The organism is Natrinema pallidum DSM 3751 (assembly GCF_000337615.1).
Classification (GTDB): Archaea; Halobacteriota; Halobacteria; order Halobacteriales; family Natrialbaceae; genus Natrinema; species Natrinema pallidum.
In genome coordinates this window covers 1-13,917 of record NZ_AOII01000010.1, presented here as the reverse complement: position 1 = coordinate 13,917, position 13,917 = coordinate 1, and the positions used below count along the sequence as shown (strand labels likewise).

Here is a 13,917-nt window from a genome sequence, read left to right as displayed (position 1 = left end):
CACTGAACCCCTCCGCAGGTCCCATCATTAACTACGGCGACGATGTAGCTCGCCCGATGGCCGACGCCGACACCCGTCCGAACGTCCTCCTCGTCCTCACCGACCAGGAGCGATACGACTGTAGCGCACCCGCGGGACCGCCGGTCGAGACGCCGGCGATCGACTCGCTCTCGAGCGACGGGACCCGGTTCGACCGAGCGTTCACGCCGATCAGTATCTGCTCGAGCGCCCGTGCATCGCTGCTGACCGGGCAGTTCCCCCATGGCCACGGCATGTTGAACAACTGCCACGAGCCGGACGCCATCCAGCCGAACCTGCCCGCGGACCTGCCGACGTTCTCGGAGGAACTCGTCGCGGCGGGCTACGACCTCACCTACACGGGGAAGTGGCACGTCGGCCGCGATCGGGCTCCCGCCGACTTCGGCTTCTCGTATCTGGGCGGCAGCGACGACCACCACGACGACATCGACGAGGCGTTCCGCGAGTACCGCGAGGAGCGTGGCGTCCCCGTTGGCGAGGCCGAACTCGAGGCAGCGCTGTACACGGGAGACGATCCGAGAGACGGCTCCGACGGGACGTTCGTCGCCGCGAAGACATCGGTCGACGTCGAGGACACGCGGGCCTTCTTTCTCGCGGAGCGGACGATCGACGCCATCGAGGCCCACGCCGACGGCGACCGAGACGTCCCGTTCTTCCACCGGACGGACTTCTACGGCCCCCACCACCCCTACGTCGTCCCGGAACCGTACGCGTCGCTGTATGACCCCGCCGAGATCGACCCGCCCGCGAGCTACGCGGAGACCTACGACGGGAAACCGCAGGTCCACGAGAACTACCTCGCCTACCGCGGCGTGACCGACTTCGACTGGGACAACTGGGCCGAAGCGATCGCGAAGTACTGGGGGTTCGTCACACTGATCGACCACCAACTCGAACGAATCCTCGAGACCCTCGACGATCAGGGGCTCGCGGAGGAAACGGTCGTGATCCACGTCTCCGATCACGGCGATTTCGCCGGCAGTCACCGCCAGTTCAACAAGGGGCCCCTGATGTACGACGACACCTACCGGATTCCGCTGCAGATTCGCTGGCCGGGGGTCACCGACGGCGGCGCGACCTGTTCCGTCCCGGTCCACCTCCACGACCTCGCGGCGACCATCCTCGAATTAGCGGACGTGCCGGCCCCCGACAGTTTCGATTCCCGAAGCCTCGTTCCGGTCCTCGAGAACGGCGGCGAACTGCCCGAAAGCGCCGACTGGCGTGACTCGACGTTCGCCCAGTATCACGGCGACGAGTTCGGCCTCTACAGCCAGCGGATGGTCCGTACTGACCGCTACAAGTACGTCTACAACGGCCCCGATATCGACGAACTGTACGATCTCGAAGCCGATCCGGCGGAACTACAAAACCTAATCGACCATCCCGCCTACGCCGACGTGCGGCGAGACATGCGGAACCGACTGGTCGAGTGGATGGACGAGACGGCCGATCCGAATCGCGTTTGGGTGACGGACGCACTCGAGACGGCCTCATAGATGTCGTCGCGGATGAGGGCGAACAGTATCGGCTCGTCCTCGCCGCGGGCCGGGGGATCGGAGCCGGCGGCCGAGCCCGCTGTGCATGCATTCGCGACCGGATATGTTTTCCCCCTTCCCCCCGAGGATGTGGCTATGCAGGCATCCATCGACGCCGTTCGCGTCGCGGGGACCCCCGAAGGACCGGTCCCGGTCGTCGTCCTCGCGGTCGAGGGCGAAAGCGACGTCGTACCGATCTTCATCGGGTTCAGCGAGGCGACCAGCATCGCTCGCGGTCTCGAGGCCGAGGACATCGGACGACCCCTGACGCACGACCTCCTGCTCGATGTCATGGAAGAACTGGGCAGCCGGATCGATCGGATCGTCGTCACCGGGATCGAGGAGCGCGACGACGGTCAGGGCGGTACCTACATCGCCGACATCCACCTCCAGACGCCCCGCGGCGAGACGATCATCGACGCCCGGCCGAGCGATTCGCTCGCGCTGGCCGCCCGGACGAACGCGGCGATCGAGATCACGGAGGACGTCTTCGAGGACAGCCGAGACGACAGCGAGAAGTTCGACGAACTCGAAGACATCCGCAACGTGTCGGGTGAGCTCTAGATGGACGACGTACTCGAGGAACTGTTCGCCGTCATCGAAGACCGGAAGGAACGGCTACCCGAGGACTCCTACACCGCCTCGCTGTTGACCCACGAGAAAGGCGAGAACGAAGTGTTGGAAAAACTCGGCGAGGAGACGACCGAACTCGTGTTGGCCGCGAAAGACGACGATCACGAGGAGATCGCCCACGAGAGCGCCGACATCGTCTACCACTTGCTCGTCCTGTTGGCGATGAAGGACATGGAACTGTCGGCTCTCGAGGCCGAGCTCGAGGCACGGCGCTGACGGGAGCCGCGGTTCGGCGGCGAGATCGAGTCCCACTATCGGGCGACTGCTGCGTGCGGGGCGATCGACTACCGGCCGCGAACGTGTACTTTCTTTGTGGGGTAGGTCCCATACGCACTCATTGCGGTATCGACAGTTCGGTCGCCGCCCCGACCGCGAACGGAGTGAGTCCACGTGTCCGACGACGCCACACCCGACGACGCAGACGAGGCCGCGTCCGGCGGAGCCGATTACCGACAGGTCTCGCTCGTCGCGCTGGCGGCGCTCGCGCTCGTACTGACGGCCACGTTCGCGCCCGGCCTCACCGGCGGCGGGAGCGACTCGAGCCCCGGGGCCGACGTCGACTGGGACGGCATCGTGCCGGACATCGATTTCGACCCCGACATCGACGGGACCGATGACGGCGGGAACGCCGACGGCGAGCCGGGCGACGGTCCGGGCGGTGGCTTCGATTGGCGACGACTGCTCGAGTGGCTCAACCTCGATCGTGACGACGACGTCGAGCCGCCGGCGGAGACCGACGGGGAGCCACGGTGTGTCATCATGTTGGATCGGGAGCCGGTCCCCGGCAGCCGGCTCACGGCGACGATCCGGTACGAGGGCGACCCGCTCGCCGGGACACCGGTGTGGTTCGACGAGCGGCGAGTCGGGGAAACGGACGACGCCGGGCGGGTGACTGGCGAGGTGCCGTACGTCGAGGAGTTGGTCATCCGGGTCGGAACGGCGACCGACGCGACGTGTCGCGCCGGGACGTCGACGTCGCTGCCCTCGTCGTCGACGACCGGGGTCGCAAGTTACCGCTCCGACGACGCTCGGCGATTAGGTGGGTTGGAAGCCGAGATCGGAGCAGCCTCGACTACGCCCGTTCTCGGGTCGTCGGCCGTCACCGCGGCGCGCAGCCAGGACGGACCGTCGGGGAACGCTACCGGGTCCTACGCAGTCGACGGTGAGGTTACAATCGACATCGACGGCGAGCCGTCCCCTGGCGAGACGATCACGATCGACGCAGCGGTCGCGGACGTGCCGATGCGCGAGGCGACCGTCTCCGTCGACGGCACCGCGGTCGGAAAGACGGACGGGAGCGGGCGGGCCGCAGTGCGGGTCCCCGATGACGGCACCGCAACGTTCGAGATCGAGGTCGCCCGCGGCGACTTCGCGGGGACGACGACGGTCGATGTCCTGTTGCTCGAGGCGGCGTTTGCCCCCGCGGGTATCGCGCCGATCCCCGGCAGCCCCGGGGCCGTCGAAGCGACGATCGACGGCGAGCCCGTCGCGGGTGCGACGGTGACCGTCGACGGCGAGAGGGTGGGAGCGACGGATGCCGACGGTCGGCTGGTGACCGGACTCCCGCTCGATCCGACCGCGACGGTGACGGTCAGCACGGAACGCCAAACCGCCAGCGTCTCGCTCGTCAGTGCTTACGGCGGGTCCGCACTCGTGCTCTCGAGTATCATCGCCGGACTGATGGTGCTCGCCTATCGCTACGCCGGCCGACGCGGGCCGATGGCCGTCCTCGGCGGAACGGCGGGACTTGCTGCGGTACTCGTCGTCGAGGCGTTCTATGGAACGTGGGCCGGGGTCGCCGTCCTCGGCGGCGTCTGTCTGCTCGGTCTCGGCGTCGGCCTGTCGCGATCCGGGCGGGGATTGCCCAGTCCCAGCGTCCGCGACCGCCCCTCGACGCGTGACTGGCTGGACCGGCTTCTGTCCCGACTCGTCGCCCTCGGATTGGGACTCGTCGATCGACTCGAGGTCCTCCTCGAGTGGCTGCACGTGCTGGCCGGGGCCGTCCACGAGTGGGTCCGATCGCTGCCACGGTCCGGACGGAGGCTGTGGGCGCGGTTCGTGGCCTGGCTCGGAACGGCGCCGGGGCGCGTCCGATCCGGGCTCGAGGCGGCGCTCTCAACCGCCCGAACGCTGCCGCTGCGGGCGGTTGCGGCGGGAGTCGGAGCGCTCCCGCTGCTCGCGGGCGGCTACGCCGTCGACGGTCTCCGTGGGATGATCCTCGTCACCGCGGCGCTCACCGCTGCCGGCGTGATAGCGGTCCGCGCCGACGGGGAAGACCCGCAGACGGACGCGCGAGACAGCGACGCGGAGCCGGCTGCCGAGACGGCGACGGCGGACACGAGTCACACGGCGGCCGAGACGCGCTCGTTTCGCGACCTGTGGCGGGCGTTCGCACGCCAGATCGCGCCGGGACGGTGGCGAACGCGCACCCCCGGAGAGATCGAACGCCGCGCGCTCTCGAAGGGGTATCCGCGAACGCCGGTTCGCGAACTGACGACGCTCTTCCGGGAAGTGGAGTACGGCGATCGCCCCCGCTCGGCGAGTCGTCGCGAACGGGCGGCCGAGGCCTACGACGCGGTCGAACGCGCTCGAGCGGCCGAGACGGAGGCAACGACAGCCGAGGCGGCGGCCGAACGAGACGAGTGCGGAACCCGATCGGCGTCCCCGACGGACCCGTCCCGCGAGTCGGACCCCGAGACGGAGGGAGAGCCGTGAGCCGGCGTCGGCAGCGACTCGTGTCCCTGTGTGGCGTGGCGCTCGTCGCGATCGGAACGATCGTCGGCGTCGGCACCCCGAACGGGTCGGGTGACGCCGTCGGTCTCGTTGCCCTGCTCACGCTCGTCGCGCTCGGCCTCGGCCTCTGGACGGTTCGCGGGTCGCTCGATACGACGGCGGACGCGCCGGCGGTGCCCTGGGCGGCCGACGAACCGTTCGCGAACCCGGCTCCCGAGCGCACCGACCGCGACCCCGCGCTCTCGAGCGACGCCTTCGCCGGGGTGATCGAGACGGCCTGCGAGACGGCCCGCGATTCGGGCACCGTCGACGACGGCATCGAGGTCGTTCGGTCCCCGCTCCGGACGGCGTTGCTCGACGCCCTCGAGCAGGGCGGCCGGCCGCGGTCGGCGGCGGAAGAAGCGCTCGCGGACGGCAACTGGACCGGCGATCGGGTCGTCGCCAGCGTCCTCGCACCGGAGATCGAGCCGCCGCCGCGGCCGCTCCGCGAACGCGTTCGTGCATGGCTGTACCCGGAACGCGTCGTACGCCGACGGGCCCGACGGGCGACGAACGCAGTCGCCGAAGCGGCCGACGACGCCCTGCCGACGGTTCCGGGCCAGACCGCCCCACGGGCCGTCCCGATGCTCGAGCCCAGTCTCGAGGACCTCCAGCGCGGAGCGGACGGCCGTCTCCAGCGGGCCGTCGAGCCGCGCGCGACCGCTCGCGGACCGCAGCCGGTTCGGCCTCGAGTCGGGAACGACCGCGATCGGGTGGCCGGGGAGCGAGCCGACGGAGACGGAACCGATGCCGACCGAACCGACGAGCCACGGGACGGGAACCCGGAGGTGACCGACGCGTGATCGACCGACGGGTGCGCTGGCGCGGGGCTATCGCCGCGACGATCGCGCTTACGGTCGCCGGCGTCGCAGACGGGAACCCCGTCCTCCTGCTGGGCGCGGTCATCCCGCTGGTCTTCGTCGCCTACGGCTCGCTGTCCCGCGTTCGCGTCCCGGCCGACCTCGTCGCGACCAGATCGGTGACGCCGACGCCCGCGCCGCCGGGCCAGCCGGTCACCGTCACGCTCGAGGTGACCAACGGCTCCGATCGAACGATCACGGACCTCCGAATCGCCGACGGCGTCCCCGCGTCGATCGCCGTCCTCGAGGGATCGCCGCGGGCCGGCGCGACGCTCGAGCCCGGTGACAGCCATACCGTGGAGTACGTGGTCGTGGCCCGCCACGGCGAGTACGACTTCGAACCGCCCCAGTGTCGCGTCCGCGGACTTGGCGTGAGTGCGACGGCCACGACGACGCTGCCGGTGTCCGGTGACCGGGCGCTCGTCTGTCGGCTCGCGGCCGATGCGCCACCGATCGAGGCGGACGGCTCGACGCGGGTCGGGCAGTTGACGACCGACGAACCCGGCACGGGGATCTCGTTTCACTCGATCCGGGAGTACCATCGCGACGACCCCGCCGACCGCATCGACTGGCGACACTACGCGAAACGCGGGACGCTCGCGACGGTCAACTACGACCGACACGTGTCGGCGACCGTCGTCCTGGTCGTCGACGCGCGACCGGCGAACCGCGTCGTCGCCGGCCGCGGCCGGCCGACGGCCGTCGAATACGGAGCGTACGCCGCGACCCGTGCGCTGTCTGACCTGCTCGACCACGGCCACGACGTCGGCATCGCCGTCATCGGGACGGACGGTCCCGGCCCCGCCGGCTGCCGCTGGCTCGAGCCGGCGAACGGACCGGCACAGCGACGGCGTGCGCTCGACCTCCTCCGGCGGGTCGCGGACGAAGCCGCGGCCGACCGGGACTCGAGTGCGCCACGGGCAGCCGGCGGACGGACGAGGCGACAGGTCCGGAAGGTGCTCGAACTCGCGCCGACGACCGCACAGGTCGCGTTGTTCTCGCCCGTTCTCGACGACCCGCCAGTGGCCGCGGTCGAAACGTGGCGGGGCGCGGGGCTGCCGGTCGTCCTCCTCTCGCCGGACATCGTTCCGTCGAACACCGTCAGCGGCCAGTTCGAACAGACGCGGCGGCGGACCCGGCTCGCCCGCTGTCAGGCCACCGGTGCGCGCACGGTCGACTGGCGGCGCGGCACGCCGCTGCCGGTGGTCATCGAGCAGGCCTTCGCCGTCGATGCGCGCCTCTCGAGTCGTCGATCGACCGGGGGCAGCGCCGGCAACTCGAGCACTGGAGTCGGAGGGAGGAGGGACAGTAGTTGGAACGGCGGCCCTGACGACGGGGCCGGATCGGCCCCGGCCGACGGCTCGCAGCGATGGGGAGGTGGCGGGTAGATGTCCCTCGCCGGACCGCGCCTCGACCGGCCGTCCGCGATCGGCGACGAGGGACGAGCACGGGCAGCGAGCCTCTGGCTCGCCAGCCTGATCGTCGTCGCGATCGTCGGCGTCGTCGGTTTCGAGATCGGCGAGCCGTCGCTGTTGCCGACGCTCGGCCCGGTCGTCGGGCTGACCGTCGCGGGCGTGGGCCTGCTCGAGCGCGACGGGTTCGTCAGCCTGGTCGTGGCCCACGCGCTCATGGTGACGTTCGGGACGGCGTTCGCGCTGATCGTGCTCGCGGCCCCGTTCGTCGCTCGAGCCGGGATCGCTGCGAGCGGCTGTGCGCTCGCGCTCGCCGGGATCGGGGCCGCCTGGGCAGATATCGGCGGCGACGGGCTGGGCACCGCCGCGGCGGGCAGCGTGATCAGCTACGCCTCGATGCTGTGTTCGCTCGTGTTGACGGGGGTCATGACGGCCGTCGTCTACTTCTGCTGGGCGGTTCTGACCAGTATAACCGGGTTTTCGACGCCGGTCGCGTCCGTGACCGGCGTCCTCCTACTCGTCGCGGGGACGGCCGGTGTCGTTCGGCTGTCGATACGGTGGCTCCCGATTCGGCAGGTGACGCCGCGGGACCGCCGTCCGGCAATCGAGCGGCGACTCACCGCCGTCCGACAACGCCTGCTGTACACGGCCGTCGGCTCGATCGGTGCCCTCATCGGGATCGGTGCTCTCGGACTGGCGGGCGTCGATACCGTGGTGACGAGCGTCCCGTTGCTCGCGTGGCTACTCTCGTCGCTGTCCTCGCCGCTGCTCGTCTGGCCGATCGTCGCCGTCGGCGCGGTGAGTCTCCTCGCCGGCGCGGTCGCCGTCCTGCTCCGACGGCTGACCCGCGACGACTCCGCCCAGACGACGCGGCGGACCGCCGCGGCCGTCGTCGGCGTCTGTCTCTCCCTGCCGTTGCTGCTCGGGCTGGTACTCATCGTCTCCGGGACCGGGCTCGCCATCGGCCCCGTCCTGATCGGGCTGGGCCTCGTCGTCGCGCTGGTGCTGGGACCGCTCGCGTTCCTGATCGTCGTCGGGGGCGGTGCCGTCGGCGTCGGACTCGGCCTGCTCCCCGCACGGGCCACCGGGCCGGCGGTCGCTGCGACGGGACTCGTCGTGGCCGCGATCGGCGTGGGTCGTGCCAATCCGCTCGTCGTCTTCGCCTGTATCGCCGGCGCGATCCTCGTCTGGGACAGCGCGACGTTCGGGCTCGGACTGACGGCCGAGCTCGGTCACCTGCCCGACACTCGCCGACTCGAGTTGTTCCACGGGGCCGTCGCCGTCGGCGTCGCGATCGGTGCCGTCGTCATTGTCACCGGTCTCGAGGTGCTCCGGGCCGGCGTCTTCGCGGGCGGGGGCGCGGCCGGCGGTGCGGTCGTCGTCGCGCTCGGTGCGTTACTCCTGTTGCTCCCGGTGCGCGGCTAGGGACGTCGGCGGGACCCGATCGCGGACGGCTCCGACGGTCTCGATGGGGAGGGTTCTTGGGTATCTAGCTGGATTGTCGTGTATGGACGCGACGAACGCGACAGCCGACGACGCTGCACGCACCGTCCGGCGCGTCGTCGACCGCATCGAAGAGGCCGCGGTCGTGGATCGCGAGGTGCTCCACGCCATGTTGTCGGCGACGCTGGCCCGCGGACACGTCCTGCTCGAGGACGTGCCGGGGACGGGCAAGACGGTCACCGCGCGTGTGATCGCCGAGGCGATGGGACTGGAGTTCACGCGACTCCAGTTCACGCCGGATCTGTTGCCCTCGGACGTGACCGGGTCGACGATCTACGACGAACAGGCCGGCGAGTTCGAGTTCGCACCGGGACCGGTGTTCACGAACGTCGTCCTCGCCGACGAGATCAACCGCGCGCCGCCGAAGACCCAGGCCGCGCTGCTCGAGGCCATGGAGGAACGACAGGTCAGCGTCGACGGGACGACCTACGACCTGCCGGAACCGTTTCTGGTCGTCGCGACCCAGAACCCGATCGAACAGGAGGGGACCTTCCGACTGCCGGAGGCCCAGCGCGACCGCTTCAGCGTCAAAACCTCGCTCGGCTACCCCGACTTCGAGGGCGAAATGGGGCTGCTCGAGCGCCGGGCGAACCGTCGCTCGCTCTCGCCGAGCGTGGAGTCGGTCGCCAGTCCGGACGCGGTTCGGCTCCTGCAGACTCTGACCGAGGAGGTCACCGTCGACGAGAAGGTCCGCCGCTATATCGTCGAGATCGCCCGGAAGACGCGGGCGGACCAGCGCGCCGAGATCGGCGTCTCGCCCCGCGGCGTCCAGCGCGTGTTCGAGGCGGCCCGGGCCGCGGCGCTGATCGAGGGGCGATCGTACGTGACGCCGGACGACATCAAGCGGCTCGCAGGACCGACGATGGCCCACCGGATCGTGCTCACGACCGAGGCGACCGTCGAGGGAGTCGACGGGAGCGCCATCGTCCGCCACGCGGTGAACGCGGTCGACGTGCCGGCGGTCGCGCCGGGTCCCGACGACCCCAAGCCGACGACCGATTCCGGGACCGAATCGGCGGCCGCGAACGGCGACAGCGCCGATGTCACGTCCGGTTGCGACGCGACGGGCCCGCACGGTGACGGTGGCGCTACCGAGGCCGACCGACGGGATGAGTCGTGGCACGGCGAGTGAGTCGGCCGCCGTGAACCCGGCGGCCGCGTGCTGCTTGCAGCCGCCCGTACTAGGTTGATGTCTCCTACTGGCGTCGGTGCTCGTACCATGGCGCTCCAACAACTCGAGCACGCCGACGACCACATGCAGGAGTGTATCGACAACTGCCTCGAAGCCACACAGGTCTGCGAATGGTGTGCGGACGCCTGTGCAGGCGAGGGCGACGAGATGGCCCGCTGCATCCGGCTCTGCCGGGACGTGGCGGACATCGCCTCGCTGCACGCCCGGTTTATGGCTCGCAACTCGGGCTACCATCGGGAACTGGGCGAACTCTGTGCGGACCTCTGCGAGGAGTGTGCCGCGGAGTGCGAGCAATACGACCACGAGCACTGTCAGGCCTGCGCCGAGGTGCTGCCGGAGTGCGCCGAGAGCTGTCGGGAGATGGCCTCGGCCTGAACGCGGTCGATTGGCGGGGTCCGACACGGGGAGTTACGACCCGAAGTCGAACGCGAGCGGCGAGACAGCGGCTCCATCCCAGCCGACCCCTATTCTATCGGTCCGACACTGGCGTCCACGTCCGGTCCCTGTCACCGACGTACCGGGACACCGGCCGAATCAGGCGGTTGTCCGCTCGCTGCTCGAGGCAGTGGGCCATCCAACTGCCAACCCGCGAGACGCCGAAGGTTGCGGTAAAGAGGGCCTGTGGAAGCCCGACACCGTCGAGCAGTGTGGCGGTATAGAACTCGACGTTCGTCTCGAGGCGGCGATCCGACTTGTGGTCCGCGAGCGCGTCGACGGCGAGCGCGAAGATACCGATCCCGGCGACACCGGAGACCGTACCCGCGACGCGTGCGGATGAGGGCGACGAAATCACAGACTGGCCCCGGCCTATAACGAACGCCCTTTATGATCGGGGGCTCTAGCCTTGGACATGATTTTCGAAGACCTTCCGACGACGCCCACGTCGGAAGAGTTGATCGACAAGGCGTTTTCGCGGGCGGCACGGGCCGGCAAGGCCAAAGGCGGCCTCGAGGCCCAGCAGTCGATGCTCCAGACGGCGGCGAACATCATTTCGGACAACTTGGAAAACGTGGTCACGGCGTGGCCGGACTTCGAGTACGAGGACGACGTCCATCCGTTCTACTACGAACTGGCCGACGCGATCGTCGACGTCGACCGACTCCGGCAGGCGCTGTCGGAAGTGATGTGGGCCAGCCGGAAGGCCCGCGAAATCCACGAGGAGTACCAGCCACGCCTGCGGAAGACCGACGTGGACACGGCGCGCAAGCACCGCAAACAGGCCTTCGCCCGGCTGGCAGACATCGTCGAGCAGATCGACGACCACCTGCTGTACATCAACGAGTCGCGTAACGACCTCCGCGACTTACCGGAGATCAACCCCGACGAGCCGACGATCGTCGTCGCCGGCTACCCCAACGTCGGCAAGTCCTCGTTCGTCAACGACGTCACCAACGCCCGCGGCGAGACCGCCTCCTATCCCTTCACGACGAAGGGGATCGGCGTCGGCCACTTCGAACGCGACCATATTCGCTACCAGATCGTCGACACCCCCGGCCTGCTCGATCGCCCGCCGCAGGAGCGCAACGAGATCGAATCCCAGGCGGTCAGCGCCATCGAGCACCTCGCCGACTGCATGCTCGTCATGGTCGATCCCACCGGCGAGTGCGGCTATCCGATCGGCTCGCAACTCGAGCTTCGGGATGCGATCTCGGCCCGGTTCGAGGCGATCCCCGTGCTCACGATCGCGAACAAGGAAGACCGCTTCGAGGATGGCGACCTGACCGAGGCCGTCGCGGCGGACTACACCATGAGCGTCGAGACCGGTGCGAACGTCGAGACGGTCCTCGACGCCGCCGTCGATGCGATCGATTACGAGCCGGAGCTGCCGTTCGACGGCTAGCCGTCGATACGACACGGGGACCGTCGACCGAGCCGAAAGGAGGATCGGATTCCGCTGGCTAGCAGGCGACGCGGGGCTGTTGCTGTCGGAGCCACTCATGTTCGAACGCGAACGCAACGCCCCGAAACGAGCGCAAGCGACCGGCGTCTTCGGCGCGTCTCGCAATCCCCCAGCTAGCCGGCGTCGCGCTCGACGACTTCGACGTATCTGACCTCGACGGTGACGGAGCCGTCAGCGTGGCGGTTGATCCGGTCGTGGAGGATGTCGGCCAGATCCGGTGCCGACTGTCCCGGCGGGCCGCCGATCGTCACGACCACCCGCTCCGGGTTCCGGAACGGGTAGTTGTCGTCCATCACGAGCTGGAACTCGAGGAGCTGATAGTCCTCGTACCGGTCCTGTGAAAGGACCGTTTCGACATCGTCGCGGGCGTCCTGTTCGAAGTTACCCGCCTCGTAGGAGGCGTAGGTAATTCCGCTGAGAAACACGGTAAAGACGAGGACGATGACGACGAGGCCGACGATTCGCTGTCGGAGGCGCTGTTCCGTCTCGCCGAGCGAAAACAGGTTTTCCGGCCGGTAGCCGGCGTACCACAGCGTCAACAGGCCGGCGAGGTTCACCGACAGGAGATTCACGAGGACCAATACCGTCGCGCCGATCGCGGATGTCGGCTGGCCCCACGCGAGCGCGATCCCCGCGACGCCGGCGGGCGGGATCAACGCTGCCGCGATCATCACGCCGACGAGCGCGACGGACGTTCCCGTCGCGATGCTCACGACTCCCGCGACCCCCGCGCCGAGTGCGATCGCGAGCGACAGCAGGTCCGGCGCGAGCCGCTCGGAGATCTCGCCGACGCTCGAGAGGACGAGGTCCGGCGGGACGATGTTCAGCGAGCGAACCAGCATCGCGAAGATCGCCGCCGCCGCAATCGCGACCACGACGCCGATGATCTGGTAGGAGACGCTCTCGACGAACAGGTCCTCGTCGTCGATCACCGTGCCGACGCTGGCCCCCAGCGCCGGCCCGATCAGGGGCGCGATCACCATCGACCCGACGACGACCGCCGGCGAATCCAACAGGAGCCCCGCGGTCGCGACGATGGCGCTGATGACCGTCATCACGACGTAGACGGGGAACGTCGGCGTCAGATCGTCCGCTTCGGCCTGCAGCTCCTGGCGCGAAATCCGGTCGGAGCCGACATCGTTCTCCTCGTACTCCTCGCGCAGCGCCTGAAATCGACGGGAGACGACGGTCTCCGCGTCGACGACGACGGTGTAGGCATCGTCGTCGATCCCCGCGTCTTGCAGTTCGTCGAGGACCGGTTCGACGGCCGCGTCCGGGAGCGGGAAGTAGACGACCGCCGTGTACTCCCGGCTCCGCGTTTCGTCGGTGACGACGTAGTCGATCTCCCGTCCGTCGAGGACATCGAAGATCGCCTCCTGCTCCCCGGTCGGGATCGTCAGCTGTACGAGCCGCACATGGGACTGTGAGATTCCCCGGGGTCATAACTTCGGGGCATTCCGTCCAACGCAGGCGGTCAATTTCGACTCGAGTAATCGGTCCTCCCCATCTCACACCCGTAACGTCTCATGGGCCGGTTCGGAACTTGAGATGAAACTGGTCCTTGAGATCGCATTGTTTGGTCGGCATAGTACCGGTCCGACGGCTGCGTTTCTCTATCGGTGCCAAGAGAAACACGATCTTTCGGATACAGTATTTCTCGTCGATCGATTCGGCTATCGGACTGCCATCTCTCGAGTAGGGTTGAGCAGTCCGGTCAACTACAAACGTCATCGGAGACCGGTCTCAGACACTCAAATAGGGATCGGCCGCTTCCATAATTCGTGGGTGGGAGATCGATCGAGTGTCTGAAAGTGGCTTGAACAGTTCATGCGTTACTACAATCGTCAGAGACCGCAGCAAACTCTCGACGGAAAGATGTCGGTCGAGCAAGTGTAGAACTAGACTGTGCTTGTTTGGTATTTGAATATTAGTATGTGTTTACCCCCAGAAATCGCAGGAGGACAGTAGGTTCAAAATCGGGGAATTGCATGTGTTTACCCCCATAGAGTTCCTGGCTGAGCCACTGAGACGGCTGAAAACAGCACCCTCTATTTGATTTATATATCTCTCA

Annotated in this window: 11 protein-coding genes and 1 pseudogene; 10 read left to right on the top strand and 2 right to left on the bottom strand. The window is 68.4% G+C overall.

Annotated elements, in window-relative coordinates; translation table 11 throughout:
- Positions 1–56: 56 nt before the first annotated feature.
- From C487_RS00595 to C487_RS00555, 9 genes are all read left to right on the top strand, one after another.
- Entirely contained in the window at positions 57–1,535 is a 1,479-nt protein-coding gene (locus C487_RS00595) for a sulfatase-like hydrolase/transferase (protein ID WP_006183708.1), read from the top strand.
- Between the two features lie 135 nt (positions 1,536–1,670).
- Complete coding sequence (locus tag C487_RS00590; protein ID WP_006183707.1) at positions 1,671–2,138, top strand: bifunctional nuclease family protein; 468 nt, start codon at positions 1,671–1,673, stop codon at positions 2,136–2,138.
- Positions 2,139–2,423 (top strand): phosphoribosyl-ATP diphosphatase, encoded by a 285-nt coding sequence (hisE, locus tag C487_RS00585; RefSeq protein WP_006183706.1) that lies wholly within the window; start codon positions 2,139–2,141, stop codon positions 2,421–2,423.
- 174 nt (positions 2,424–2,597) lie between these two features.
- A complete protein-coding gene (locus C487_RS00580) occupies positions 2,598–4,922 on the top strand; it encodes a DUF4129 domain-containing protein (RefSeq protein WP_006183705.1) in 2,325 nt (774 codons plus the stop codon).
- Positions 4,919–5,782 carry a DUF7269 family protein gene (locus C487_RS00575; protein WP_006183704.1) on the top strand — a complete coding sequence of 288 codons (864 nt, stop codon included), beginning with the start codon at positions 4,919–4,921 and terminating at the stop codon, positions 5,780–5,782. Before C487_RS00580 ends, C487_RS00575 begins: the two co-directional genes overlap by 4 nt.
- Positions 5,779–7,227: a DUF58 domain-containing protein gene (locus C487_RS00570; RefSeq protein ID WP_006183703.1), complete on the top strand. Its 1,449-nt coding sequence runs from the start codon at positions 5,779–5,781 to the stop codon at positions 7,225–7,227. Before C487_RS00575 ends, C487_RS00570 begins: the two co-directional genes overlap by 4 nt.
- The gene (locus C487_RS00565) at positions 7,228–8,676 is read left to right on the top strand and encodes a hypothetical protein (protein WP_006183702.1); all 1,449 of its coding nucleotides are present in this window, start codon (positions 7,228–7,230) and stop codon (positions 8,674–8,676) included.
- Between the two features lie 82 nt (positions 8,677–8,758).
- Entirely contained in the window at positions 8,759–9,886 is a 1,128-nt protein-coding gene (locus C487_RS00560) for an AAA family ATPase (RefSeq protein WP_006183701.1), read from the top strand.
- 87 nt (positions 9,887–9,973) lie between these two features.
- Entirely contained in the window at positions 9,974–10,321 is a 348-nt protein-coding gene (locus tag C487_RS00555; protein ID WP_006183700.1) for a four-helix bundle copper-binding protein, read from the top strand.
- 94 nt (positions 10,322–10,415) lie between these two features.
- Here the strand turns inward: C487_RS00555 and C487_RS00550 are convergent.
- Positions 10,416–10,667, bottom strand: a pseudogene (locus tag C487_RS00550) (citrate/2-methylcitrate synthase); the annotation flags it as partial.
- Between the two features lie 129 nt (positions 10,668–10,796).
- Between C487_RS00550 and C487_RS00545 the strand changes: the two are divergent.
- Positions 10,797–11,786: an NOG1 family protein gene (locus C487_RS00545; RefSeq protein ID WP_006183698.1), complete on the top strand. Its 990-nt coding sequence runs from the start codon at positions 10,797–10,799 to the stop codon at positions 11,784–11,786.
- Positions 11,787–11,959: 173 nt separating this feature from the next.
- Here the strand turns inward: C487_RS00545 and C487_RS00540 are convergent, their stop codons facing one another.
- Complete coding sequence (locus C487_RS00540; RefSeq protein ID WP_006183697.1) at positions 11,960–13,261, bottom strand: TIGR00341 family protein; 1,302 nt, start codon at positions 13,259–13,261, stop codon at positions 11,960–11,962.
- Positions 13,262–13,917: the final 656 nt, after the last annotated feature.